At 61.1% G+C, this 25,979-nt stretch carries 22 protein-coding genes; 11 read left to right on the forward strand and 11 right to left on the reverse strand.

Features of this window, described 5'->3' with window-relative positions; translation table 11 throughout:
- Positions 1 to 148: 148 nt before the first annotated feature.
- The 7 genes from recA to dapA form a co-directional block, all read right to left on the reverse strand.
- Entirely contained in the window at positions 149 to 1,222 is a 1,074-nt protein-coding gene (gene recA / locus U0988_RS00110; protein WP_322290621.1) for a recombinase RecA, read from the reverse strand.
- 157 nt (positions 1,223 to 1,379) lie between these two features.
- Positions 1,380 to 2,987 carry a hypothetical protein gene (locus U0988_RS00115; RefSeq protein ID WP_322290622.1) on the reverse strand — a complete coding sequence of 536 codons (1,608 nt, stop codon included), beginning with the start codon at positions 2,985 to 2,987 and terminating at the stop codon, positions 1,380 to 1,382.
- An 8-nt stretch (positions 2,988 to 2,995) separates the two neighbouring features.
- Entirely contained in the window at positions 2,996 to 4,510 is a 1,515-nt protein-coding gene (locus tag U0988_RS00120; RefSeq protein ID WP_322290623.1) for a DUF4139 domain-containing protein, read from the reverse strand.
- A gap of 94 nt (positions 4,511 to 4,604) precedes the next feature.
- A complete protein-coding gene (locus U0988_RS00125; protein WP_322290624.1) occupies positions 4,605 to 7,121 on the reverse strand; it encodes a response regulator in 2,517 nt (838 codons plus the stop codon).
- Entirely contained in the window at positions 7,118 to 7,828 is a 711-nt protein-coding gene (locus U0988_RS00130; RefSeq protein WP_322290625.1) for a DUF2062 domain-containing protein, read from the reverse strand. Before U0988_RS00130 ends, U0988_RS00125 begins: the two co-directional genes overlap by 4 nt.
- 209 nt (positions 7,829 to 8,037) lie before the next feature.
- Entirely contained in the window at positions 8,038 to 8,520 is a 483-nt protein-coding gene (smpB, locus tag U0988_RS00135; RefSeq protein WP_322290626.1) for an SsrA-binding protein SmpB, read from the reverse strand.
- A 54-nt stretch (positions 8,521 to 8,574) separates the two neighbouring features.
- Positions 8,575 to 9,456, reverse strand: a complete 882-nt coding sequence (gene dapA, locus U0988_RS00140; RefSeq protein ID WP_322290627.1) for a 4-hydroxy-tetrahydrodipicolinate synthase — start codon at positions 9,454 to 9,456, stop codon at positions 8,575 to 8,577.
- A gap of 92 nt (positions 9,457 to 9,548) precedes the next feature.
- Between dapA and U0988_RS00145 the strand changes: the two genes are divergently transcribed.
- Both U0988_RS00145 and U0988_RS00150 read left to right on the forward strand, forming a co-directional pair.
- Positions 9,549 to 11,510, forward strand: coding sequence for a lytic transglycosylase domain-containing protein (locus U0988_RS00145; protein WP_322290628.1), 1,962 nt, complete (start codon positions 9,549 to 9,551; stop codon positions 11,508 to 11,510).
- A gap of 110 nt (positions 11,511 to 11,620) precedes the next feature.
- Positions 11,621 to 12,112 carry a hypothetical protein gene (locus tag U0988_RS00150; RefSeq protein WP_322290629.1) on the forward strand — a complete coding sequence of 164 codons (492 nt, stop codon included), beginning with the start codon at positions 11,621 to 11,623 and terminating at the stop codon, positions 12,110 to 12,112.
- Between the two features lie 71 nt (positions 12,113 to 12,183).
- Here U0988_RS00150 and U0988_RS00155 read toward each other — a convergent pair whose 3' ends face one another.
- Positions 12,184 to 12,849 carry an outer membrane protein gene (locus tag U0988_RS00155; protein ID WP_322290630.1) on the reverse strand — a complete coding sequence of 222 codons (666 nt, stop codon included), beginning with the start codon at positions 12,847 to 12,849 and terminating at the stop codon, positions 12,184 to 12,186.
- Between the two features lie 257 nt (positions 12,850 to 13,106).
- Here U0988_RS00155 and rlmN point away from each other — a divergent pair, with 257 nt between their 5' ends.
- From rlmN to U0988_RS00195, 8 genes are all read left to right on the forward strand, one after another.
- Positions 13,107 to 14,342: a 23S rRNA (adenine(2503)-C(2))-methyltransferase RlmN gene (gene rlmN, locus U0988_RS00160; protein ID WP_322290631.1), complete on the forward strand. Its 1,236-nt coding sequence runs from the start codon at positions 13,107 to 13,109 to the stop codon at positions 14,340 to 14,342.
- A 139-nt stretch (positions 14,343 to 14,481) separates the two neighbouring features.
- Positions 14,482 to 14,859 (forward strand): glycine zipper 2TM domain-containing protein, encoded by a 378-nt coding sequence (locus U0988_RS00165; protein ID WP_322290632.1) that lies wholly within the window; start codon positions 14,482 to 14,484, stop codon positions 14,857 to 14,859.
- Between the two features lie 151 nt (positions 14,860 to 15,010).
- On the forward strand, positions 15,011 to 15,775 hold the full coding sequence (locus U0988_RS00170; protein ID WP_322290633.1) for an SDR family oxidoreductase: 765 nt from the start codon (positions 15,011 to 15,013) through the stop codon (positions 15,773 to 15,775).
- Positions 15,772 to 16,434 carry a cytochrome b/b6 domain-containing protein gene (locus U0988_RS00175; RefSeq protein ID WP_322290634.1) on the forward strand — a complete coding sequence of 221 codons (663 nt, stop codon included), beginning with the start codon at positions 15,772 to 15,774 and terminating at the stop codon, positions 16,432 to 16,434. The genes U0988_RS00170 and U0988_RS00175 overlap by 4 nt, the downstream gene beginning before the upstream one ends.
- Positions 16,431 to 17,171 (forward strand): molybdopterin-dependent oxidoreductase, encoded by a 741-nt coding sequence (locus tag U0988_RS00180; protein ID WP_322290635.1) that lies wholly within the window; start codon positions 16,431 to 16,433, stop codon positions 17,169 to 17,171. Before U0988_RS00175 ends, U0988_RS00180 begins: the two co-directional genes overlap by 4 nt.
- 184 nt (positions 17,172 to 17,355) lie before the next feature.
- A complete protein-coding gene (locus U0988_RS00185; RefSeq protein WP_322290636.1) occupies positions 17,356 to 18,621 on the forward strand; it encodes a class I SAM-dependent methyltransferase in 1,266 nt (421 codons plus the stop codon).
- 72 nt (positions 18,622 to 18,693) lie between these two features.
- Entirely contained in the window at positions 18,694 to 19,908 is a 1,215-nt protein-coding gene (locus tag U0988_RS00190; protein WP_322290637.1) for an argininosuccinate synthase, read from the forward strand.
- A gap of 865 nt (positions 19,909 to 20,773) precedes the next feature.
- Positions 20,774 to 21,322, forward strand: a complete 549-nt coding sequence (locus tag U0988_RS00195) for a septal ring lytic transglycosylase RlpA family protein (RefSeq protein ID WP_322290638.1) — start codon at positions 20,774 to 20,776, stop codon at positions 21,320 to 21,322.
- A gap of 43 nt (positions 21,323 to 21,365) precedes the next feature.
- Here the strand turns inward: U0988_RS00195 and U0988_RS00200 are convergent, their stop codons facing one another.
- Entirely contained in the window at positions 21,366 to 21,854 is a 489-nt protein-coding gene (locus tag U0988_RS00200; RefSeq protein WP_322290639.1) for a CHRD domain-containing protein, read from the reverse strand.
- Positions 21,855 to 22,113: 259 nt separating this feature from the next.
- Positions 22,114 to 22,911: a hypothetical protein gene (locus tag U0988_RS00205; RefSeq protein WP_322290640.1), complete on the reverse strand. Its 798-nt coding sequence runs from the start codon at positions 22,909 to 22,911 to the stop codon at positions 22,114 to 22,116.
- Positions 22,912 to 23,266: 355 nt separating this feature from the next.
- On the opposite strand from U0988_RS00205, the gene U0988_RS00210 reads away from it, so the two are divergent.
- A complete protein-coding gene (locus tag U0988_RS00210) occupies positions 23,267 to 24,679 on the forward strand; it encodes a hypothetical protein (protein WP_322290641.1) in 1,413 nt (470 codons plus the stop codon).
- A gap of 427 nt (positions 24,680 to 25,106) precedes the next feature.
- Here U0988_RS00210 and U0988_RS00215 read toward each other — a convergent pair whose 3' ends face one another.
- Positions 25,107 to 25,934: a hypothetical protein gene (locus U0988_RS00215; protein WP_322290642.1), complete on the reverse strand. Its 828-nt coding sequence runs from the start codon at positions 25,932 to 25,934 to the stop codon at positions 25,107 to 25,109.
- Between the last annotated feature and the right edge of the window lie 45 nt (positions 25,935 to 25,979).

Here is a 25,979-nt window from a genome sequence, read left to right on the forward strand (position 1 = left end):
ATGTCATACGTCTCGGGGCGTTGGCTTGATCCGGGACAGTGACGCTCCGGCAGTGTAAAGAAAAACCGGCCCGGGTCCGTAATGGACACACGAGCCGGCTTTCCGTTTTTCCGGGCACCATCATCGCGCCCGCTTGAGAAAATAATGATCAGACGTCCGCGTCTGGCCCAGACACGGGACCGGTCATCATTTCCTCGGCAACCTTGTCGGTGCGGCTGCGGATGGCAGCTTCCAACTTGTCGCAAACTTCGGGATTGTCTTTCAGATATTGCTTGGAATTCTCCCGGCCCTGGCCGATCCGGATGCTGTCGTAGCTGAACCATGAACCCGACTTCTCGACAATTCCGGCCTTGACCCCAAGATCGAGAATCTCGCCCAGCTTGGACACGCCTTCGCCGTACATGATGTCGAATTCCACCTGCTTGAATGGCGGCGCAACCTTGTTCTTGACCACTTTGACGCGGGTCGCATTGCCGACAATCTCGTCGCCATTCTTGATCTGGCCGGTGCGGCGGATGTCGAGCCGGACCGACGCATAAAACTTGAGCGCATTGCCGCCTGTGGTGGTTTCGGGGTTACCGTACATGACCCCGATTTTCATGCGCAGCTGGTTGATGAAGATGACCATCGTCTTCGAACGTGAAATCGAGCCGGTCAACTTGCGCAGGCTCTGCGACATCAGGCGGGCCTGCAGGCCAACATGGCTGTCCCCCATTTCGCCTTCGATTTCCGCGCGCGGAACCAGAGCGGCCACCGAATCGATCACCAGCACGTCGATCGCATTGGATCGCACCAGCGTATCGACAATTTCCAGCGCCTGTTCGCCGGTATCGGGCTGCGACACAATCAGCTCGTCGATATCGACCCCCAGAGCCTTGGCATAGACAGGGTCGAGCGCGTGTTCGGCATCGACAAATGCCGCGGTGCCGCCGCCTTTCTGCGCTTCGGCAATGGTATGCAGCGCGAGGGTGGTCTTGCCCGAGCTTTCCGGACCGTAAATCTCGATCACCCGGCCCCGCGGCAAGCCGCCCACGCCCAGGGCGATATCCAATCCGAGCGAGCCGGTCGAGATCGTCTCGATCTGCATCGCTTCCTTGGAGCCCAGCCGCATTGCCGAACCCTTGCCATAGGCACGGTCAATCTGCGCTAGAGCGGCATCCAATGCCTTCTGACGATCGGGATTCATTGCATTACCTTCTACCAGCTTCAGATTAGTCGCCATGCCATGTGCTCCATCAGTTGCCTAGAGGGCCGTGCATTTTCGCCCCGCTTGCTTCACTGCTGAATGATGTACCGCATCTGTTCTCGTAGAACAAGGGGGGAACGAAACTTTTTCCTGCGACTTACGCAAAACCACTGAACTATCGGTTTTTCAAGAACTAAGAACTCGCAGTTGGCCGCAACTTCCAGTCCAAAGTACGCGATGCGTTGGCCGGAATGGCCATTTCCAGAACATGTTCTCCATCCTTTGTTTTCAGGCCCGGTGTCTTCCTCAGTTCCCAATCTGCCGTCCAGCCCAGATCCAGGCGTATCCGGACCGGGAATGGGTTCGCATTGGTGACTGTGGATTGCATCTGTGCCCATTTGCGCGGGTTCTCATCCGGCGGGGACCCGGTCAGCCGCTTGCACGCGACGTACACCTGATTGCTTGCGCCGAGATAGACCTCCACATCCTGGCCGACCGCGTAATCACGTAAATCCTCCTCGCCAACCAGCAGATCGCCCGCCATTGACGGTTCGAATATCGTGATCCCGCCCATCGGCAGAGCGATCCCAAGGCCGTGGTCCCGGTCATTTTTGGTAGTCAGTTCGATTTCGGCAGCTACCGGTCCAATTGCGCTATCCCAGGCGCTGCAGCTGCCGGTATAGAGCAATTCCGCCTTCACAGCGTTACGTTGCAGGAAAGCGACCTGTTTCAGCCCCTTCGCGGCAATTGTCATGCGTTCAGGCACGCGGTAAAGTTTCAAATCGCCCAATTGCTCTTCCACAGCCGTAACGGCGATGGGTGTCTCCTGCACCTTCATTCTCGATCCCGTTACCATGATCGCATCGTCCATTATGACCATGGCGGGCGCAGAGGGAAGTGGCATGGGCGGTGGCGGTGGAACCGCAATGGGCGAACCCGCTGCAGTGCTGCCAAGGGGATAGCACATCAGCCGCAAAGGCTGGCCGGTGGGCGGCTCTGCCAGGTTCTGGATATCGCTGATGATGTTCAAGGTGCCCGCCACCGCCATCAGTTCCGCATCGGCGAACGACTGGTTGTTGTCGTTCAGAATCGTCAGCCACGACAGCAGTTTGATCCGCTGTTCGCCAGGAACCGCAGGATCATCCAGCGTCGCGACATAATGCGCCTGCCAGTCGAATCCCCAAGCGAGATAGGTCAGCGTGACCCGGTAAGTGCCGCCATTTTCATCGCGTGTATCGATGGAAAACATCGGCTTGGCAGACAGGCCGGCAGGAATGGCATCGAAAGTCAGGCCCTCCGGTAGCCCCGAACAGCGAACCGCCTCGTACCCTCCGGAGGTCTTCAGAACCAGCCCGCCATCGGCGCGGCTGCTGATGATCGCGGATTCCGCCGCCGTCACGCCCGTCGCCGGATTGGTGCGGGTAATGGTGACACGGTTGCCCAAGGTTCCGTCCACCACAGCGGCGGGGGAAAGCAGGTCGGAATTGCGGTTCTTCTCGATTGTCCCGCCGGGCAGTCCGGTGACAATCGCGCTGACCGCCACCATTCCTTCGGCAACCCCTTCGAAGCGAATGGTGGATTCGCCGGGCGGCAAGGTAACGTCGCGTGTCTCGCTGATCATCGCGAAGCCTTGCGGCCAATCGCGGTCCATCGCATCGCCTTCGCCGCGGCCGGGGTCGCGGTAGATCGTGACCGCGAGACCGACCGGAGCGGAAGCGCTGACTACCTCCCGCGCGTCGGCGGGCACCGCGGTCGTGCCGCCCATCAGGATACCAATCAGGGCAAGAGCGGCAGGCCGCATCGTCACGCTCAGTAGCGCGCTTCGTAGGTCACGCGGAATTCGCGCCTGCCATTGGCCGGGACCGGAACCACCCACTTCCGGCTCCCGAGATTGAGCTGTTCGCCAGGCACATCTTCGCTCACGATCCGGAAATCATGGCTCCACCACCCGCGGTCGAGACCGGACTGGATAAGGTCGATATCGACCGGTTCCGATTTCGCATTGGTCATCGTGTAGCGCATGGTGGTGCGGTAATATTCGACCGGTCGTTCGGATTCGACCTGTGTCACCACTTCACCGTCCTTGATGACCCGGTAGCGGGAAGACCTTTCCCATTCGGAGGAAGTTATCTTCTCGCGCTTTTCAACCTCTGCCTGAAGATAGACGTCGAAGGCGCTACCGGTGGTCAGCATCAACTCGCTGCCTGCGGGTGTGTGACCAATCCCGCTTTCGCCGATGAACTGCGGTGTGCCTTGGCTGTCGCGTTGATAGAAGCGGACCGTCCCGGCAGGCAGCGCATCGCCGAGCCCGGCCGCGCGCGAGGTGGAGAAGCTCAGCGAAGTGGAAACGGGTTGCGGTGCGCCGTCGTTCTGCAGCCAGTTTACCGTGCGGGCATAGACTCGCCGTGCTGCTACACCCTGGACGTCGAGAAAACTGACTTGTTTGGTCTGGGCATTGGCGATCGTGGTCCGTGCGCCAATCGGATAAAGATAGAAATCACCCACCTGTTCGCGGGCGGCGCTTTCGGTGCCGGGGCGCACCATGCCTGGCGATACCGGCCGGCGGCCACTACCCTGCCCGGGGCTTCCGGCGATCAGCAGCGTATTTGCATCATGGAAGGTTGTTCCGGTGTTGTTTGTCAGGGTCACCCACCCTTGCATATCGATGGCACCCTTTGGCTCGTCGAACAGGGCGACATAATCCGCCGACCAGCCGAGGCCGGGGGTCAGGTAGCGGATCGACGCAGGGCGCGTTCCGGCGCGCGCCGCTTCGACAGTCACCGACAGCGTCGGGCGGGCGCGCAGGTTTGGCGGAACCCGGTCGAACACCGCACGGACAGGCAGACCGTCGTCGCGCAGCACTTCGATGCGGTCGCCGATCTTCACCACCACGCCGCCCGCGGTGGATAGCACAGTTGCCCGTTCCCGCGATTCTGTACCGGTCGCGGGGTTGGTCCTGATCAGGGTAATCGTCTGACCAATTGCCTTTTCCATCAGCTTGCCGGGTGTCAGCAGGTCGAAGTCGAAATTCTGTTCGACGATGCCGGCTCCCTCAGCGTTGAAGCTGAGAGTTTCAGGGCGAATCTGCGCGGAAACATCGGGGAATTCGATCCGGCTGCGGCCCTGCGCGATCGCCAGTTGGCGAATATCCTGCACCAGTGCCTGTCCGTTGTTGTAAATCGTAACCGAGACCTCGCCCTGTGACGTGGCATCGGGATTGGCAAGGTTGTCGCTGGAGGTCTGCGCGGATGCCGTGGCGGCCAAGCAAAGGACCGCCCCCAATCCAGTCAGGCATTTTCCAGCCAGCTTGCGTGTGACGATCATCTGAATTTCCCCCTCCGACGGCGGCGCATCTGCCCTGGATTTGACCCCTTTTGTCCTCGTCTGCACCTTTACCGGAGATGAATGTTACAAAGTATCATTTCTCCGGGTGGTGCAGGTCCTGCTCGCCGAGTATGCTCCCGACCTTGTCGCTGATCTGCTGGACACTGAACGGCTTGGGGATGAAGTACATATTGTCGATGTCAATGTCCCGCCGCAATTGCTCCTCGGCATAGCCGGACATGAACAGCACCGGCAGCGCCGGATTGAGGGCGCGAATCTCGCGCGCCATGGTGGGGCCGTCCATCCCGGGCATAACGACGTCGGAAACGATCAGATCGAACTCACCGCCCCGGACAATTTCCGCCAACCCTTCTTCACCATCGTTCGCGGTCGTCACCACATAGCCGGCGCGGGTGAGCGCGCGTTCGGCCACTGCGCGGACCATCGCCTCATCCTCCACCAGCAGCAGGCGGCCACCGCCAGACCATTTGCTGGCCTTCCGGTCGATCACCGGCTTGGATGCGTCAACCGGTTCGCCGTGATGCACCGGCAGATAAATCGTGAATCTGGCGCCATCGGGGCGGCCGTGCACACCCTTGATATTGTCGGCGAAGATGAACCCGCCCGATTGTTTGACGATCCCGTAAACAGTCGACAGGCCGAGGCCGGTACCCTTTCCCTGTTCCTTGGTGGTGAAGAAGGGTTCGAAGATTTTGCCCAGCAATTCAGGGGGAATTCCGCCGCCGCTGTCCTGAACCACCATGACGGTATAATCCGCCACCGGGATGATGTCCGACCCGGCCTTGCGCACATCGCTGGCGGAAACCCTTCGGGTGGACAGGGTCAACTTTCCGGTACCGTCTCCATTGGCGTTGATCGCGTCGCGGGCGTTTACCGCCAGGTTCACGATGACCTGTTCCAATTGCTGCGGATCGGCGCGAACCGGGCCGAGGTCGCGGTCATGCCGGATGGTGAAGGTGATCTTCTCCCCGACCAGGCGTTTGAGCAACTGGCTCACCTCGCTGACAATGTCGGGCAGTTGAACGACTTCAGGGCGCAGCGTCTGCTGGCGCGAGAAGGCGAGCAATTGGCGGGTCAGCGAGGCCGCGCGGTTGGAATTCGCGCGGATCTGCTGGATATCGTCGTAGTCGCTGTCGCCCGGCGTGTGCCGCAGCAACATGAGATCGCAATAGCCGATAATCGCGGTCAGGACATTGTTGAAATCATGCGCGACGCCGCCCGCCAGCTGGCCCACAGCCTGCATCTTGGTGGCTTGGGCAATCTGGCGTTTGAGGCGTGTTTCCTCGGTTGAATCGGCCAGACTCAGGAGCACCGCCGCCTCCCCCAAACCCCGAACACCGGCGAGGCCAAGCGATACCGGCTCGTCCGGCTGACTGAGCAATCGCACGGCCATATCCCCGTTGCTGCCCGGCCCGCGTCCGAACCGCCGAACCGCGTCGGAAAGCGCCGCCTTGTCTTCGCGCACTACCAGATCGGACGGGAATTGCGGCAAGCCTGCCCCCTCCAGATCGATGGCGCGCAGGAACGCACTGTTCGCGAACAGGAAGCGGCCGTCGCGGTCGGTCATCGCCAGACCCAGCGGCAAGGCCCCGAGCAACGCCTCCAACTGCGGAGTGGCCGCTTGCGCGCCGCCGTCCCAATTGGCACCGAGGCCCACGCCGCTGTCGATCAGCAGCATCAGCGAAGAGGCTTCCTCCTCGTTCTGTGCCGCTGTGCCAAGGGCAGAGGATTTCCTGGTGGGCGTACCGGAGCCGCTGCGGGTTTCCGGGTCGATCAGAGGGACCTGAATCAAGGTCTGCGGACTCGCCCGCCTCGTGTCCCTTGCAAAAAATAGCTGGTCGCGCTCGTCAATCCGCAACTGGGCAGCGTATTCCTGCCCGGCCATGGTCGCAGTACCATCGCCCGATGCGCGTTCGGCAAACCCGCGGTTTGCGGCGCGAATAATCCCGTCGGGGCCGACCAGCGCAACCTCGATACCGGCTCCGGACAGGATATTGCCAAACTGTCCTGCCAGCCGCGTCGCCAGCGTAAGAGCCAAATTCTCTCCGCGGATCAGTTCGAACCGCCAGACGAGATAATCATCGCCGCGCCCGGCCCGATCCGCAGTGGCGCGCCACGTGTCGCCCCGATCGCCGTTTTCGAGATGCTCTACAACGCCGCTACCGTCGCGCCATGCCTGCCGTGCAGCGATAGCAAGCGCTTCCAGCCCGTCGCGCTCCACCGCCAGGCTGGGCGGGGCATGGTTCGCGCCGAACCTTTCGGCGTACAGAGCGTTGGCGCAGGCGAGCCGGTTCGCCCGGTCGGTAATTGCAATTGCCACCCCGGGCTGCTCGATGGCAGCAACTGTTACAGACCAGTCCGGCGCCGCAAACCCGGCGTCCTCGGTGTTTCGGGGTAACCGGCTCGCAGCAAAACTGGCGGCGGCCAGAACGATCAGCCCGCAAAGAAACGCAATTGCAGGAACCACTTCCCCGGTAATCAGCCATACGGCCCAGGCGCTGACGAACAGTGCAATTGCGAGCCCCGCCAGTCTGGTGGATTGACCGGCGAATATTCCATCGGCTTCTGGCCTCTGCACGGAAGGCTTCATGCTTCGTAAGCTTCCGGTTCTGCCGCACTTTGGGCGTCCTTGAGCCTTTCATCCTTTTGGTCGGCGAATATCTTCAGCCTGCGGTGGCGCCGCCGGCCCACCATGACCCGCCAGATCATGCCAGAGAGGACATATCCGATAGCCGCGGTCACCACCGACAGTACGACAAAGCCGAAAACCGTTACAAGAACCGTTATTCCAACACCTTCGAACATTTCCACAAACCAGGCCCACCGTCCGCTGGACATCTCGGCCTGAGCGGCCCCTCCCGTCGCGGCTGAATCAATTTTCAGGATGAATGCCCCGATCCGATTGGCGACCACCGCCCAGAATGGAAATGTAAAGGGATTGGTCACAAAGGTAAGCAAGGCGGCCAAGGGAACATTGGCGCGCGCGGGCAGCGCAAGAAACGCCGCCACAAACACCTGGCCGAGCGGGATGATAAATCCGGCGAACAAACCCAGCGCCACACCGCGCGGAACCGACCGCCGGGTAAAGCGCCACAATTCCGGGCTGAGGAAACGATGCGCGATCGGTTTGAGATATTTGTTCTCGGCCATCTCTTCGCGAGTGGGGACGTATTTGCGATATACGTCCGCCAGGAAAGTCTTGGAACGGAACGAGATCTTCTGATCGCGGCGGGCGCGGGCGCTGTTCCCCGGACTCCCTCCGGCTCCGGTCTGCAGCTTTGTGAGATTGTCGGTCATGATTGCCGTCCCGCAATGCGCGTGTGGCGCGAGCGTTGCAAGCCCTTCGACCGGGGCCCAGGCGCAGATGCGGAACGGCTGGGCAGCATGGGGTCGCGGGGAGTGATCATGACGGGGATATGGGTAACCGAAAGTTGATGAACAGGGACGAAATCGTGCAGGCTTCGACGCGACTGGAATTTATCCGTCCAATGTGACGCTTTTGCCGCTCATCCCTTTTCGCGCATCAGCCGGGCCTTGTCCCTTTTCCAGTCGCGGTCCTTGACATATTCCCGCTTGTCCTGCGCCTGGCGGCCCTTCGCCAGTGCAAGTTCCACCTTGGCCCGTCCGCGACCGTTGAAATAGATCGACAGCGGGACCATCGTCATGCCCTTGCGCTCGACAGCAGCTCGCAGCTTGCCGATTTCGCGTTCGTGCAGCAGCAATTTGCGCGGCCGGGTGGGCACGTGGTTGAAGCGGTTGCCGTGGCTGAATTCGGGAATGTTGGAATTCACCAGCCACACCGCGCCATCGCGCACCTCGGCATAGCTTTCCGCAATCGAACCCGCGCCCGCGCGCAGGCTCTTCACCTCGGTACCGGTCAGGGCAATACCGGCTTCGAATTTGTCGTCCACCGCATAATCGAACCGCGCCCGCCGGTTTTCGGCGACGATCTTCTGCTTGTCGAACTCAGCTGTCTTGGGGCGTGCCATGGTCAGGCGCATGTAGGCAGAAAGGATCGATAACTAAAGGGGGCATTCGATGCCTCACACCAATCCCGCGTGCACCAGCGCCGCATCGACCGCTCGCCTTGCGGCATCGTTGGCGGTGCACAGCGGCAGGCGGACCTCGTCCGTCATCCAGTCGTGCACCCGGCTGAGGGCATATTTGACCGGAGCGGGCGAAGCGTCCTCGAACATGGCGTAATGCAGCGGGTAAAGTTTGTCGTTCAGCCTGCGCGCCTTGGCAAAATCGTTCTCGGCGCAGGCCTGCTGGAATTCTGCACATAGCGCCGGTGCGACATTGGCGGTCACCGAAATGCAGCCCCGCGCACCCGCCGCGTTGGCCGGTAGCGCCAGTTCGTCGTCGCCCGACAACTGGCAAAATTCGCGCCCAATCCCCATCCGGTGGTCGGTGACGCGCGACAGATCGCCGCTGGCGTCCTTGATCGCCACAATCTGCCCGGGATATTTCTCCGCCAGCTCGATCACCGTTTCGGGCAGCAGGTCGGTAACCGTGCGGCCCGGAACGTTGTAGAGCACGATCGGCAGGTCGCAATTTTCCGCCAGGTGGCTGAAATGCGCGACCAGCCCGCGCTGGCTCGGGCGGTTGTAATAGGGCGCTACGCACAGCCCCGCCGCCGCGCCCGCCTTCCTGGAGAAATTCATATGGAGCAGCGCGTTCTGGGTATCGTTGCTTCCGCAGCCCGCAATTATCGGAACCCTGCCAGCGGCCTGTTCGATGCAGATTTCGATCACTCTGTGGTGTTCGGCGTTGGACAGGGTCGATGCCTCCCCCGTGGTTCCGCACGGCACCAGCGCCGCGCTGCCATTGTCGATCTGCCAGTCGACCAGACGGCGAAATGCGCGTTCGTCAAACGTCCCGTCGCGAAATGGAGTCACCAGAGCGGGAATCGAGCCGGAAAACATTTACCTGCGTCCTAAGTTGGCCCCATAGTTACCGCGCAATAGCTGCGCTGGGGGGATGTCGTTCAGCGCCTGATAAGGAGCCGACCGCCAATATGTCCAGCATGGACCGTATCTCTCTATTCGCAACCACCATTTTTGTAACCACCGCACTGACGGCTTCTGTGCCCGTCACAGCGCAGGAAGCCGCAAGTTGGGACCGCGCCAGGGCCGAGATGGTGGCCCGCGCGCCGACCCAGATGGCACAGGCGATCAGCCGCTGGGAATTCCTCAGCAGCAACGACCGGATGTCGTTTGACGATTATGCCGGATTCGTGCTCGCCTATCCGGATTTCCCGCAGGAAGACAAACTTCGCCGCTATGCAGAGGCCGCGCTGGAACGGGAATCGGTCAGCTCCGAACATCTGGTGACGTACTTCGACCAGATGCCGCCACTGACCAACCCGGCCCGCGCCCGCTATGCACTGGCGCTGGCGGCGCTGAACCGGCCGCAGGCGTCGGCAGTCGCGCGCGAAGCGTGGCGCGGCGGCGACATGAGCGGTCCGTCTGAAATTTATTTGATCGGAATGTTCGGCGCTCAGTTCGGGCCGGAGGATCACGACGCCCGGATGGATGCCTTGCTATGGCAGGGCAAGACCGAAGCGGCCGGACGGCAGATGATCAATGTTTCGCCAGCCTACCGCAATGTTGCGGCGGCGCGGCTTGCCTTGCTACAAGGCACGGATCCGCAATCCGCTGGCGTGGCTGTACCGCCGGATGCCAGCCGCGATCCTGGCTACGTCTATAATCAGGTTCGCCAGCTGCGCGCGAGCGGTCAGGGCAGCGCTGCGGTAAGCCTGCTCGCCACCCGACCGGCCTTTGCGCGGCCCGCCTACAACGCAGAGGGTTTCGTGGGCGAAATGCTGCGCCTTGCGCAAATCGCCGATGCCCGTTCCGCACAGCGCATTGCCGCGTCGGTGGACGATCTGTTCGCGCCCGGCGCGGACATTAGCGGAATGTCCTACCGCCTGCGTGATGACTACACCTCGTTGATGTGGCTCGGCGGGACCAAGGCGTTGTGGAACCTGGGCGACGGCAACGCCGCAGCTCCACTGTTCTACCGCTACGGCGCAGCGGCGCGTACCCCGCAGACCCGGTCGAAGGGATTCTACTGGGCCGGGCACGCGGCGCAGCGGGCCGGCAACATGGCTGAAGCGAACCGGTACTGGGAGCTGGCGGCCGAATATCCGGACCGCTTTTACGGGATGCTGGCGTACGAAAAACTCGGCCGCGCCCTGCCCGATTTCTCGGGCCTGCCGAGCGCAAGGCCGACGCAGGAGCAGCGCGCGGCGTTCCAGAATGCGCCGCTGACCAAAGCGGTCAAGGAAGTGTCCCGCGATGCGCCGTGGCGCACCGGCATCCAGTTCTACCGAACGATTGCAGACAAGGCCGAAACCGAAGCCGAGCATGTCCTGGTCGCGGAACTGGCACAGGAAACTGGCCGCCGCGATCTGGCGGTCAATTTGTTCGATTCCGCTGCAGCCGATGGACACAAGAATTTTACCGCGATCGGGTTCCCGACGCTGCAGACCCCGCCAGGCGTGAACTGGACCCATGTCCACGCTATCAGCAGACAGGAAAGCCAGTTCGCCCAGAACGCGATCAGTCACGCGGGCGCACGCGGATTGATGCAGCTGATGCCGGGCACCGCGCGCGAACAGGCCGGGAAACTCGGCATGAGCTACATGTCTGCCAATCTGATTGATTCCCCCAGCTACAATATCCAACTGGGCGACGGCTATTTTTCCCGGATGCTGGACTATTATGGCGGTGCTTTCCCGCTTGCCGTCGCCGCCTACAACGCTGGCCCGGGCAATGTGAACAAATGGCTGCGCGCCAATGGCGATCCGCGGACCGGCAGCATCACCTATCTCGACTGGATCGAACAGATCCCGATCTACGAAACCAAGAATTACGTCAGCCGGGTGATCGAGAACGCCGTGGTGTACGAACATATGCACCCCGACAAAGCCCGTTCCGGACGGCCCAGAACGGTCAGCGACTTCCTGCGGCGTTGAATTCTTCTTCGGAAACGCGGTAGTGGTGTCGCAGCCATGACGCCGCGCAGTATCCCGATAGTCGTGCCGCAAGGCGCCACGCAGCCCCAGAGCAGCTTGGGTCCGGCCCTGTGAAGCGAATCCTCGCTGCAATTGCCGCATTGGCGGCTCTTACGGCTGCCCCGTCGGCCGCGCGGGACAGTCTGGGCATTTTCTCCGGCTGGGGCGCTTTTCGCGATCCTTCCGTGCCGCGCTGCTACGCAATCACCAAACCGCGTCCGAGCACCCGGCAGCGCGATTATGACCCCTATGTTTCGATCGGCACATGGCCCACTCGCGGGGTCCGCGGTCAGATCCATCTACGCCTGACCCGCGAGATGGCGCCCGGCAAGGCCATAAATCTGCTGATCGGTGGCAAGAACTTCACCCTCGCGGGGGGTGGAGGCGATGCGTGGGCCCGCGACCGGGCAATGGACGCCGCTATCGTGGCGGCAATCCGGTCAGCCGGGTCTATGACTGTCACCGCAACGGACACGCGCGGCCGCCGGTTTTCCAGCACTTACGACCTGTCCGGCGCCGCTACCGCCATGGATGCTGCGACGGTAGGCTGCGCCAAGCGCTAGCCCTAAGCTTTCAAGAACAAGCGGACCGGGAATCGCTTCCCGGCCCGCCGTGTCATGAATTATCGCTGCGTTTAAAAGCGGAAGCCATAGCTTGCCACGACCTGATGACGATCGAGGTCGACATCGAACCGTTCGGTGTCCGGCAGATCGCCATCGAAATCGACTTCGGCCTCGCTGTAATTGGAATAGCGATATTCCAGCTTGATAAAGCTGTTGGTGCTCATCGCATATTCGGCGCCAGCACCGATCCGGAATCCATCGGAATCGATGTCCTGGTTGAATTCGGTGGTCCCGTCATTCGACAGCACATCGAATTTGGCGTTGGTGTAACCACCCTTCGCATAAAGCAGCATATCCGGCGATGCCTTTACGCCGGCCCGCGCGCCCACATAGAGATCGCGGCCAGCGCGGACATTACCGAAGCCAAAGCCTTCGAAATCGCCGTTTTCGAATTCGGTCTTGGCGGTCGAGTCCGTCAATTCGGCTTCGGCACCGACGACGATACCGCCCATATCGACATCATAACCCACGGCGACGCCGTACATCAGGCCGTCAATCGACTGGTCATTATCCTGGTTCGCGTCATCGTCGACGCTGCTCCCGGCCGAGGCGATGTCATAACCGACGATCCCTTCGACACGTGGACCAGTGAAAGTGGAATCGCCGTCCTGGGCAATCGCCGGCGCGGCAATGGCGGAAAGCGAAATTCCTGCGAGAAATGCGACTGTCTTTTTCATTTTGAACTCCAAGGTTTAGCCTCACGGCGCTATCGCCGCGGACCCTGGAAACGGGCGCACCATGGCTTGGTTTCATGAACCTGAAACAACAAGAACTCTGTGACATGTACGCAACATTGTTACCGACGGACCGTGCATTTGCAAAGACCAACGACCTAACCTTGCTCTAACATGAACTGCTCCGGCTGAGATTTTACCCATTCGTGGTTTCAAGCAATTCTTTGCCATGTGCCTGCCGGGAACCTATATGCGCGCTCATGGCCGACACAGCACTCATGAGTATTCCCGGACAAGTCGATCCCGTTCCCGTTGCGCGCAGCATTACCCCGCGCGCCGATGGACGCATCGATTTGCTTGGACTGCCCAAGGCGCGCATCGCGGAACTGTTTGCGCAAGCCGGGCTGGATGCCAAGCAGGCGAAGCTGCGTTCAAAACAGGTGTACCACTGGCTGTATCACCGCGGCGCCACAGATTTCGGCGCGATGACCGATATCGCCAAGACCATGCAGCCATGGCTGGCGGAGCGGTTCGTTGTCGGCCGGCCCAATATCGTCGAAGCCCAGCATTCCTCGGACGGGACACGCAAATGGCTGCTGCAGACCGACGACGGTCATGATTACGAGATGGTCTTCATCCCCGATGCGGACCGCGGCACGTTATGCGTGTCGAGCCAGGTCGGCTGCACGTTGAACTGCACTTTCTGCCATACCGGAACCATGCGCCTGGTCCGGAACCTGACGCCCGGCGAAATTGTCGGGCAGGTGATGCTCGCACGCGACGCGCTCGGCGAATGGCCGAAAGGCCGGATGGACATTTCCGAAGTCGAGGACGAGACAGAATACCGCGCCGACGGCCGCCTGCTGACGAACATCGTGATGATGGGAATGGGCGAACCGCTGTATAATTTCGACCATGTCCGCGACGCCTTGCAACTGGTGATGGACGGTGATGGGCTGGCCCTTTCGAAGCGGCGGATCACGCTTTCAACCAGCGGTGTCGTTCCGATGATGGCGCGCTGCGGCGAGGAAATCGGCGTCAATTTGGCCGTGTCGCTCCATGCGGTGACCAAGGAAGTGCGCGACGAGATCGTCCCGATCAACCGCAAATACGGGATCGACGAATTGCTCCGCGCCTGCTCGGATTATCCCGGCGCATCGAACGCCCGGCGGATCACGTTCGAATATGTGATGCTGAAGGACAAGAATGACAGCGATCAGGACGCGCATGAACTGGTCCGCCTGCTCAAGCGCTACGACTTGCCGGCAAAGGTCAACCTGATCCCGTTCAATCCTTGGCCCGGCGCGCCTTATGAATGCTCCACGCCCGAGCGGATCCGCAGTTTTTCGAACATAGTCTTCGAAGCCGGGATCAGCGCCCCGGTTCGCACCCCCCGTGGGCGCGACATCGATGCGGCCTGCGGCCAGTTGCGGACCAGCGCCGAGAAGAAATCGCGCGCCGAACGCGATCGTGAAGCCACGGCATCGGCTTCCTGACAGCTCAGCCTGTCTCCAAAAATGCACAATTCATGCGTGATTTGCCGTGAATCGTGCCCGTTCATCGGAGGTTGTGGACCGATCGCGAAAACTGGCGGTTATTCGGATAATCGCAACATCGCTTGAAAGGTGATTCACAATGCGCGTATTTTTCCTCGCAATTGCCGCCGCCTCGCTGGCCGTTCCGGCCGCGCCGGTTCTGGCAGACCCGCCGCCCCATGCCAAAGCCTATGGCAAGCGGGCGAAAGATTATGAGCGCCGCTATGACGACCGCGGTCGGTATTACCGGCCGCGACGCCTCACGCGCAGCGACCGGATGTGGCGCGGCGACGATGGGCGGTATTACTGCCGGCGCGATAACGGTACGACAGGTCTAGTGATCGGAGCCGGTGTCGGTGCGCTCGCTGGCCATGAAATCGCTGGTCGCGGTGACCGCACGATCGGCGCCATTATTGGCGCTGTCGGTGGGGGTTTGATCGGCCGCGAGATTGATCGCGGCAATCTGAACTGCCGCTAATAGGACTGCCGGACATAGTGCGGGCGCGCCGTCCATACGGATGGCGCGCCCGATTTGTGTCAGCTTGATTGATACTTCCCTAAGGCGGCCAGCTGTGGTCAAAGCAGCCCATGTCCTCGCTCGATAATTCTCCTCACCGAACGCGGGCCTGATGCCCTTGCCAGCGGTTCTTATTACGGGCGCGGCCAAACGGATCGGGGCCGCAATGGCGCGGAAATTCGGCCACGCGGGCTGGCACGTGGTCATCCACTACGGAACCTCTGCAACACAGGCCGATGCGTTGGCGGCCACCCTGCCCTCCGCCGAAACTGTCAGGTGCGACCTCAGCGACGAAGTTGCCGCTGCGGACATGGTGAAGCGAATGGCTGAACGCCTGGACGACTGGCGGGCGCTGATCAACTCTGCGTCGATCTTCGTTCCCGACGATGCGACTTCCCTCGACCCTGAAACCAACCGGCGGGCAATGCAGATCAACGCCCGGACACCGGTAATGATGGCTCAGGCCTACCTGCGCCTTGCCCGGTCCCACGGTGGACGACGCGTGATCCAGGTGACGGACCAGAAACTCGCCAACCCCAATCCCGACTTCTTCTCCTACACCATGAGCAAGCACGCTCTGGCCGCGACGGTACCGATGCTCGCGATGGCTGCAGCGCACGAGGACGACCGGATATACGGACTGGCGCCGGGTGCGATCCTGGCCAGCCATGACCAGACCGAGAGCGAAACCGAGGTGTCGCACCGGCTCAACCCGCTTCTTCGCAAGACGCGGGCGAGCGAGATGGCGGACGCCGCCTTGTTTCTTGCCGAGGGGTGGCTGGCGAGCGGAGAAACGCTGTTCATCGACAGCGGACAACATCTCCTCGCCCAGCCCCGCGACGTGATTTATCTGGCCCGCCAAGGGCCAAGCGCATGAAACGCCACTTTCTTTCGACGCGGCTGTGGCACTGGCTTAACCTGGTGTGCCTGATTGTCCTGTTCATGTCCGGCCTCAATATTTCCAACGCGCACCGCTATCTTTACTGGGGCGATTGGGGTTTCTCGCCCGAGCAGGCGTGGTTGGCCGTGCCGCGGTTTCCCGGCTGGGCGACCATTCCAGACTATTACAGCCTCGCCGCGGCACGCGATTGGCATATCCTGATGGCATGGCCGTTTGCCTTCGGACTGCTGTTCATGTGGGCCGCGATGCTGGTCAACCGACATTTCTGGCGCGATCTTCGAACCAGCCCTCGGGAATGGCGCCCTCAGTCAATCAGATCGGATATCGCAAGACACCTGAAACTCGATTTTCGTCACGGTCCGGGCAAATACAACTTCCTGCAGAAAGCCGCCTACGGCGTGGTTTACGCAGTCCTCCTGCCGGGGATGATCTTTTCAGGCCTGGCCATCAGCCCCGGTTTCGAATCCGCCGCACCGTGGCTGGTCGATGCATTCGGCGGAAGGCAAAGCGCCCGATCAGTTCACTTCATCCTGGCATGGGCTATCTTCGCGTTTCTGGTGGTCCACATCGCTCTGGTCCTGCTGTCGGATCCGGTCCGCCAGATCCGCGACATGATCACCGGAGGCAAAGCATGAAGCGCCGCGCGCTGCTCGCCGGATTGGGCGCAATGTTCGTCGGCGCCTGCTCCAAGGTTGCCAATTCGACCGCCGGTTCGTCCCTGCTGTCGGCCGCTGAGGACTGGCACCGCAAGGCCCATCGGGCGCTGTCGAACCGAACGGCATTGGTGCGGGAATACGCCAAGTCAGCCATCTCACCCGATTTCCGCGGCAATGGATCGCTGAGCGTCGATACCGACGCGTATCGCCGGCACGTAGTGGAGGGCTTCAAAAACTGGCGGCTCGAAGTCGGCGGATTGGTCGCGAATCCGTTGTCGCTCTCGCTCGAAGACTTGCGCGCATTGCCCCAGCGGACGCAAATCACCCGCCACGACTGCGTTGAGGGGTGGAGCGCGATCGGCGAGTGGACCGGTCCGCAGCTCTCCGCCGTTCTGGAAGCTGCCGGTATCAGCGAAGATGCGAATTTCATCGTTTTCCGCTGCGCCGACACTCTGGGCGGCCACAAATATTACGAGAGTGTCGACATGGTCGACGCGATGCACCCGCAGACAATTATCGCACACCTTCTGAACGGCGAGAGCCTGCCGATCAAGAACGGTGCTCCTCTGCGGATGCGGATCGAAAGGCAGCTCGGCTACAAACATCCAAAGTATCTGACAGCGATCGAGGCCGTTGCCAGCCTCGACGAGATTGGCCTCGGCCAGGGCGGCTATTGGGAAGATCACCACGGCTATCAATGGTACGCCGGCATCTGATTGACAAAATTGATCGTCGCGCTCGGAAAGTTCCGTATGTCCCGGTTGCAACATACGGTTTTCCGGGTAAATTCCCTGCGAGCTAATCCTGACAACAAGTCCCGCCCCTAAGCCCCCTAAGTAACCATCGTCTAATCCCAGACGAATTTCCGAAGTTATTCAACACTGGATAGAACGGAGCACGATGAGCAAGGCACTGATCGCGAAGTTTCTTGGCCGGACGGTCAAGCAGGGCACATTGGCAGTTTCCTTCGCCGGCGGCGAGACAATGACCTTCGGCACACCCGCACCGGAATTTCCTGACGTCGCGATCCGGTTCACCGACCACCGGGTATTACGCGACATCCTGCTCGATCCCCGGATCGGTGCGGGCGAAGCGTTCATGGACGGGCGGCTGGTGATAGAACAGGGCGACGTGATGGCCCTGGTCCAGTTGCTTCGGGCCAACCAGCCATGGGACCGCGGCGGCGAATTGCGCCCACCAAGCCTGACCCGGAAAATCTCGAATTTCGTCGGCTCCGCGCGCCAGTCGGTCAACGGCAGGATCGGAGCGCGGCGAAATGTTGCCCATCATTACGACATCGGGAACGATCTCTACCGTCTGATGCTGGATGCCGACCATATGCAGTATAGCTGCGCCTACTGGCCGCGGGGCGGCATGACCCTGGACGAGGCTCAGGAAGCCAAGCTGGCCCATATCGCCGCCAAGCTGGCCCTTCAGCCGGGCTTGCGCGTGCTGGACATCGGTTGCGGCTGGGGCGGAATGGCAATCTACCTTGCGCAGAATTTCGACGTCAGCGTGACGGGGATCACCCTGAGCAAGGAACAGCTGGCGTTGGCGGAAATCAGGGCGGCCGAAGCGGGCGTTAGCGATGATGTGAAGTTTGAACTCGCGGATTACCGTGATCTTCCGGCCCGCGGCATCCATTACGACCGAATTGTCTCGGTCGGCATGTTCGAGCATGTCGGCAGGCCGCAATTCCCCACATTCTTTCGCTGCGCCGCCAATCTGCTGACCGATGACGGTGTGATGCTGCTCCATACCATCGGCCGGATGGGTGGGCCGGGTTCGACCGACGCCTTCACCCGCAAGTACATTTTCCCCGGCGGCTATATACCGGCGCTGAGCGAAACTCTTGCCGCCAGCGAGAAGGCCCGTCTTATCGCAGCCGATACCGAGATGCTCCGGCTGCATTATGCCAGGACCCTTCGCCAGTGGTATGCCCGCTGCCAGCAGCACCGCGAGGCCATTATCGCGATGTACGACCAGCGCTTCTTCAACATGTGGACCTTCTATCTGGCCGGCGCGACGGCGGCCTTCGAAAGCGGCGGAATGTGCAATTACCAGATCCAGTTCACACGTAGCCGGCACGCACTGCCGCTGACCCGGGACTATATCGGCACGGCCGAGCGGGAATTGCTGTCCGGTTTGACATCCCCTCCGGTTTGACTCCGCCATTGTGAAGACCGTCCGCGCCTGATAGGCGCGCCGCGAATTCGCCGCAGGAGCCGTTCCCGAACCATGTCCGATATCAAGAAAGTTGTTCTCGCTTACTCGGGCGGTCTCGACACCAGCGTGATCGCCAAATGGCTGGAGGTGGAACGCGGCTGCGAAGTGGTGACCTTCACCGCTGATCTCGGTCAGGGAGAAGAGATCGAGCCAGCCCGCGCCAAAGCCCGGGCCATGGGAATTCCCGACAAGCATATCTTCATCGAAGACGTGCGCGAGGAGTTTGCGCGCGACTTCATCTTCCCGATGATGCGCGCCAATGCCCGTTACGAAGGCGACTATCTGCTGGGCACGTCGATTGCCCGTCCGCTCATTTCCAAGCGGCTGGTCGAAATTGCCCGCGAAACGGGCGCCGATGCCATCGCGCATGGTGCCACGGGCAAGGGCAACGATCAGGTCCGCTTCGAATTGTCGGCCTATGCGCTGGCGCCCGACATCAAGGTTATCGCTCCCTGGCGCGAGTGGGATCTGACCAGCCGCACCGCCTTGATCGAATGGGCGGAAAAGCACCAGATCCAGGTTCCCAGGGACAAGCGCGGGGAAAGCCCGTTCTCCACCGATGCCAATATGCTGCACACCTCCAGCGAAGGCAAAGTGCTCGAGGATCCGTGGGAAGAAACACCCGATTACGTCTATTCCCGGACAGTCGATCCGGAGAACGCGCCGGATAGCCCCGAATACATCACGATCGATTTCGAACGCGGCGATGGAACCGCGCTGAACGGCACAGCGATGAGCCCGGCCAGTCTGATCGAAGCGCTCAACGAACTGGGGCGGAAACACGGAATTGGCCGGCTGGACCTGGTGGAAAACCGGTTTGTCGGCATGAAAAGCCGGGGGATGTACGAAACCCCGGGCGGCGAGATTTATGCGCGGGCACATCGCGGGATCGAACAGATCACCCTCGATCGCGGCGCAGCGCATCTGAAGGACGAGTTGATGCCGCGCTATGCCGAGCTGATCTATAACGGCTTCTGGTTTTCGCCCGAGCGGGAGATGCTCCAGGCGGCGATCGATCTCAGCCAGGCCAAGGTCAACGGAACGGTGCGGCTCAAACTTTACAAGGGCTGCGCATCGGTGGTCGGCCGCAAATCGCCCGACAGCCTCTATTCCGAGCGGCACGTGACGTTCGAGGACGACGCCGGGGCGTACGACCAGCAGGACGCCGAAGGCTTCATCAAGCTCAACGCTCTGCGTTTGCGTCTCCTCGCCCGGAGGGACCGTTAGTTTCTGCGACGAAGCGTTGACTTATACACACTTGTCCACTGCGGAATCCGCTTGCAGTGGATAACTCGCTTGCCCGACTCGGTGATCGGGAGCAGTCTCAAGTCATCGGAAAGGCAAGAAAGCTTCTCTGGTAGACGGTTTAACGACTTGAAATCAGAAGAGAATTCAAACTTTTCCGGCGTAGTGGCGTCTGTCCACGCGGTCCAGGAGGGCTTTTCGCAAAGGGTTTCGGCCCGGAGCTGAGAAGACCGATGATCGGAACGCGAAAGTAGCGTCACTACGGGCCGGTTGGTCCGGCCAGGGAATGAAAGAGTTGCAGGCGCTTCGGCAAATGCAGTTTCTCGAAGGAACTGGCCACCAAGGATCGAACGGTCTCGGAACCGGAAGGGAAAGGCAGCGATCTTCGGATCGACGCTGGAACCGGAAGGAACCGGATGCCGGCGCGAGCACCGGTGACGAAGCCAACGATTGCCCGGATCTTCGGATGCGGTGCGAACGGGAAGCGGAACACCGGCCGCCAAGTCCTTTTTCGGAAGGCCACGCGCAGGTAAGAGTGGGGTCGGCAGCAATGCCGGCCCCATTTGCTTTTTGCGGCCCGATCATTTGCGCTTTCATCTCCCCGCAACACCCCCAACCCAACATAGCCGCCGCGCCGCACCCCCTGCCTACAAAATGTAGCGCGACTCGGGAAAGCGGGCACAATGTTCATGCGCATTTTTGGCGGTGTAGGACAGGCGCTTCGGGCAATTCGCGGCCCAAACAATGGTTAATTTCGGTTCATCCGCGACCAGTTGAGCCGCTTTCGGGATGAGCACCCCGCACTGGGGTGTCGCCGCAACAAACCTCCGCGTAAATGGTTCCCACCATGATTACGCCACATTTCCGCCCTCGCCGCCTGCCGGTCCGGTCCTTCCTGCTGGCCGCCGCGCTGATCCTGCCGGCGGCTTCGGGCGGTCCTGCGCTGGCGGACGAAAGCGCCGAGCTGGTGCGCGCGCAGCAGGCCGAATTCGCCGCATCCTTTGCCGCGCTGCCCGCTCCGGTGCGCAAGTTCGACACCCCGGCCGGCGCGGTGGACATCACCGCGATGCCCGCTCCGGCAGAGCCCGCCCCGACGCTGCGCACCCTCGGCAGCGGCGTCGCGAGCTATTACGGCAAGAAATTCGCCGGCCGCCGCACCGCCAGCGGCGAGGCGTTCAACCCGCAGCACCTCACTGCCGCGCACAAGACGTTGCCCTTCGGCACCAAGGTCCTGGTGACCAACCCGCGCACCGGCCAGTCCGTCACCGTGCGGATCAACGACCGCGGCCCCTATTCCCACGGCCGCAGCATCGATCTGTCGCGCGCCGCGGCAGAGCAGATCGGCATCGTCGCCCGGGGCCACGGCACCGTCGAAATGGCCGTCATCGAAGGCTAAGCCGCCTTCCCCCGCGCCTTCGCCCCGCGCCTAAGCCAAAACCTTACTTCTGCAATTGCCCCCGGATCGCTCCGCTTGGATGCGCGGAATTGTGCACATTGACGTAGTAATCGCCCGGCCGGTCCGCAATGCGATCGAGCAGCTTCGTGTCCGTCTCCACGCAGGTTTCGTTCTTGGTGCCGGTGACGGAAATGGTGATCACCGGCGGCCCGTCCGTCCCGGCCTTCCCCTCGTGAATATGCGCCGCAGTGGCCGCGGCGATATTGCCGACCGACAATTCATAGCAGAACTGCCCCTCGGTCAGTTTGAGCGCGGCGGCGAGATCGCCGTAGCCATCCTTGTCCCCGCCCGCAGTTTCCGCCGCGCCGCCGAGATCGGCGAACAGATAGATCACCTCGGGCGGCGGGATATCCTGTGCCACGGCCCCCACACCGACACCGGCACCGGCCCCGATACCGGCCAGCGCAGCGGCCACCAGTCCGGCAAACGCCCCGGTCCTCCGCGCGCAAACTCCGATCGATCGTAGCTTCATCGCATCCTCCATCGTGCTGCAGGGCGGGCCAAATGCCGCCCCCGCTCCGAAAAATTACGCCTCCGCAGGCTGGCTGGCAAGCACTTCCCCCCGCGCGGGCAAGGGAGCCAGGGTGACAAAGGTGACACATCCTACAAACAGTGTCCGCCCGCAAAACCGGCAGAGTTCCGCGCTGTCCGGGGGCGAGGGTGACAGTTTCGCCCTTCGGCAGAATTAAAATCCCCGCAAGGGCGCCGCGCAGCCTTGTTGTCCGCGCCGATTATCGCCGCCGCGCCCGCAGGCGTTCGTCCCGCTGCACTTCCGCGACATACCAGCTGCGCCCCTGGGTAAACCGGTCCTCGCATTCCTGCGCCTGTTCGTCGGGCGTACCGGCGGGCGCGCCCGGCCCCGGTATGGCTTCGCCTTCCTCCCAGTCGAAACCGGCCCACTCGATCCGCTCGAGCAGCGCGTCGAACGCTTCCCCCGAATATTCGCGCGCGACCTGGTGGCGGCCCACCTTCCACGGGTTTTCGAGCACCCAGATGGCGAGCCGCTCGTCGAAATGCCGCCGCGTGCCCACGCGCTCGCCGTGGTAGAACACCGGCACCTCCACCCCGTTGACCGCGCGATCCATCACCGCATGGGCGAGCTGCTGATAGCCCGCCTCCAGCGCGACTTCCCACCCGAGGGAGAACGGCGTGCCCTGCAGCCGGTTGCGCAGCCGGTAGGCGGACTGCCGCGACATCCCCACCGCCCGCGCCGCCCGCGCCACCGACTGGCACGCCGCCAGCTCGCGCAGGAATTCCACCATCCTGGCGCGGGTCCAGTGATTATGACCGGTCGCGGGAGGCGGCGCAGCAGGCGGCAGCGGCGCAGACAAGCCCCCCTCCCCGCCCGCCGAGAAGCCGAAACCGGCACAACCCCTTCTCCCCTCCTCTTCAGAGGAGGGGCCGGGGGTGGTGCCTCCTACTTCCTGCGACTCCCGCTCGTCCTGAGCCTGTTGAAGCAAGGAAGCCCGCCCGCCGCCCTTCAGCAGATCGTAAGCGGAGATTGGGGACGGAGCGGAGGGGCTGGACATAGGGGGTTCACCTCTGTTGCGCACCCGCGACGAGCGCGGTGCAGGGAACCGGGTGAACTATGTCAGGTGGGGGGCTGTAGGAAAGGTGTTTGGAAGAGGGTGAAGTATTCCAATCAATATTGCGTCACTGGATTTGGGGAACTGCGGTACGCCGCTACCGAAGGTAACGACTTAGATTCTGCCCACAAATTCTCAAACCTTGTGCATCTCCTAATCCTTGTCAAATGTACATTGGCAGTTAAAGCAATGTGAGTAAGGGGGAATTTTCCAAATGCGCTCGCAGAAGATTGCTGAACTCAAGTCAGAGGTCCGCCGAATTGAAACTCGGTTTGACGACCTCCTAGGCAAGTTAGGAATGTTTGAAGGTGCCGAAGGACGCGCGTTTGACCTCTCGGCAGAAATACCGGGGACGGATAGCACGCTAAGTGATCTCCGAGCACGACATGCTGCATTAGCGGGAATCGTTCGCAAGATGGATTCTAAAGCCACAGCCGAGAATGTGCCAATATCCTTCTTCAACTCAGCAATGAACGCGTTGCGCTCGATATCTAATGCGGCGGATCAGATAGAAACGGAAATCGACAATGTTAAAAATCACGGGGGACTGAACACATTCGATTTCGCTTCGTTTATTGCGACCACTATTAACGGACAACAAATCAATTTCTCTCCTCCTTTCAAAACCCTGTTCGACAACAGCGAAGCTTACCTAATTGGCTTTCACAGCCTTTTCCAAGCCATCAATCCGAGCAGGGCGTCATTCAATTTTTCGGCTGCCACCACCGCATTGAGCTCGACAATTAGCCGCGCTAGCAAGTTGAGAATGGAACTAGGTGAAGCGTTGAACGAAGCGCACGACCGGTTGAAGTCATTTCATGAAAAGGATAGCGAACTCGCTGCTCATTTGGCACGTGCGAACTCTGACGCGACTTCGATCACAGAACAGGTAGGGCGTTCAAGCGAAGCGGTTGCCCAAATTGAGGGGTTCAAAGAGCAGTCGAAAAATATCGCCACTGAAGCCGCTGAGTTACAAGTGTCGGTCGAACAGTATCGAGATATATTTGAAGAATTCGAAAATAAATTAACCGTTCGGGAAAAGAAATTTGAGAGTGGTACTAGAAGCCTTGACGAACTCATAGCCGAATTTACCGAGCAACGAGAATTTGTGCGCTCCATCATCGAACAATCAGACAAGATGCTGTCTGGAGCAACAGTTGCAGGTTTGTCGTCTGAATTTAAAACGATCAAGGAAGACCTAACCACACAGCTTGATAAGGCCTACACAGCCTTCGGTTTCTCGATAGCATTTTTGTTTGCCAGCGCGATACCTTTAATCGTTTTCATTTTTGCACCGTTTATCGCTCCCCTACTCAGCGATGACGCCAACGTAACGACTACTATTGCAGCGATGGGCACCGAGCGAAGTGGATGGCAGTATGTAGGCCAAGTATTGGCTCGATTTATAATTCTCCTGCCTGCCATTTGGTTCGTGACATTCACAACTGCACGCTACAACTCCCTTTTCAAACTGCGCGAGCACTATGCCTACAAATATTCCATGGCGATGGCTGTGGATGGTTTCAAAAAACAAGCCCCCGGGCATGAAGACTTAATAGCAGCTCTTGTCTTCGAGCAATTAGCTTTCAATCCAGCTGACAAGCTTGGAAAATCTAAAGAAAATTCGGAAAATTTGCCGAACCCTGTGATGCAAATTTTACTAGATCATTTACGAAAGCGCGTGGAACGCGACACGGATGGTGCAGTCTAGGGGTCTTGGCTTAGTTACGTAAGTTGCAGCGACACCTCAGTTAATCGCCAACCTCTCCCCTCCACCATGCGGGGCATGGTTCCCCTCCCCGGTTCGGGGAGGATCGGGGGCTTGCCGCCTCGCCCTTCAGCCCGCCGCAGCGGGTGCCTTTTGCGGCGTCCGGACCTTCTTCCCCCTTTGCCATCCGGCCCAGCCGGTCGCGGCGGCGAGGAGTAGAATTCCGGGGACAGTATACTTAATTCCCGCACAGCTCCGCTCATCACTCCGCACAAATCTCCGCGCCTCCGCGCCTCCGCGTGATCACCCCATTCCACCCCCGAGGGCGCAAACAGCCAACTCGCCTTAAGCGGCACCTGCCCCTCCACCATGCGGGGCATGGTTCCCCTCCCCGGTTCGGGGAGGATCGGGGGGTTGCCGCCCTGCCCTCTCACCCTGCCGCAGCGGGTGTCTTTTGCGGTGTCCGGACCTTCTTCCCCCTCTGCCATCCGGCCCAGCCGGTCGCGGCGGCGAGGAGCACTCCGGCCAGGATCGTCACGGCGGGCGGGACGGCGGCGTAGGCGGTGAAGGCTTGCTCCAGCCCCGGCCAGCTTTGCGCGGTGAACATCGCGAGGGCCTGGAACGTCACGAAGCCCGCGGCAATCAGCCATGGGGTGCCGTGGCGGCGGTCGCGGAAGTACATCGCCAGCGCGAACACCGCCACCATCCCGTCGCTGATCACGATGGTGTCGAGCAGTCCGCGCGGGCCTTCGCTGCCGATGAAATTCATCCATGGGAAGAACTGGTCCATCATCCGGCTGAACGGACTTTCGAACAGGATCAGCGGGGTCGCCAGCATATAGCCGCTGTGCAGCCGGATATTCGCGCGATACCGCAGCGCGCCGTAGAACAGCACCAGATAGGCGGCGATGGCCACCACCATCCCGATCGCGAACGCCGGGCCGAGCTGCATGATGAACGGGCTTTCCGCCGTGGCATAGCGCTGGGCAGATACGTTGATGATCATCACGAAGCCCGCGATCAGCAGCGGGAACAGCGCGAAGCTGGCGCGGCCCATCAGGCGGTGGACGGCAGGGCGGCGGTTCTGGATCGTCAGGCTCTGCGCGATCAGCAGCAGCAGCCAGCTCGTCGCGGAAAAGGCGTGGACATGGAACGCCAGCGGAACCCCGCCGATGCGGGTGAAATAACTCGCCCAGAAACCGGTCACGGTGACCAGCAGGACGAAACCGACGAAGTAATGGGCGTGTCTGTACGGCATGGGTTTCCCTCCCCAAGCGCGACCGCGGGGCGGGATTTATGCTAT

The sequence above is a fragment of the Allopontixanthobacter sp. genome (genome assembly GCF_034376665.1).
Classification (GTDB): Bacteria; Pseudomonadota; Alphaproteobacteria; order Sphingomonadales; family Sphingomonadaceae; genus Allopontixanthobacter.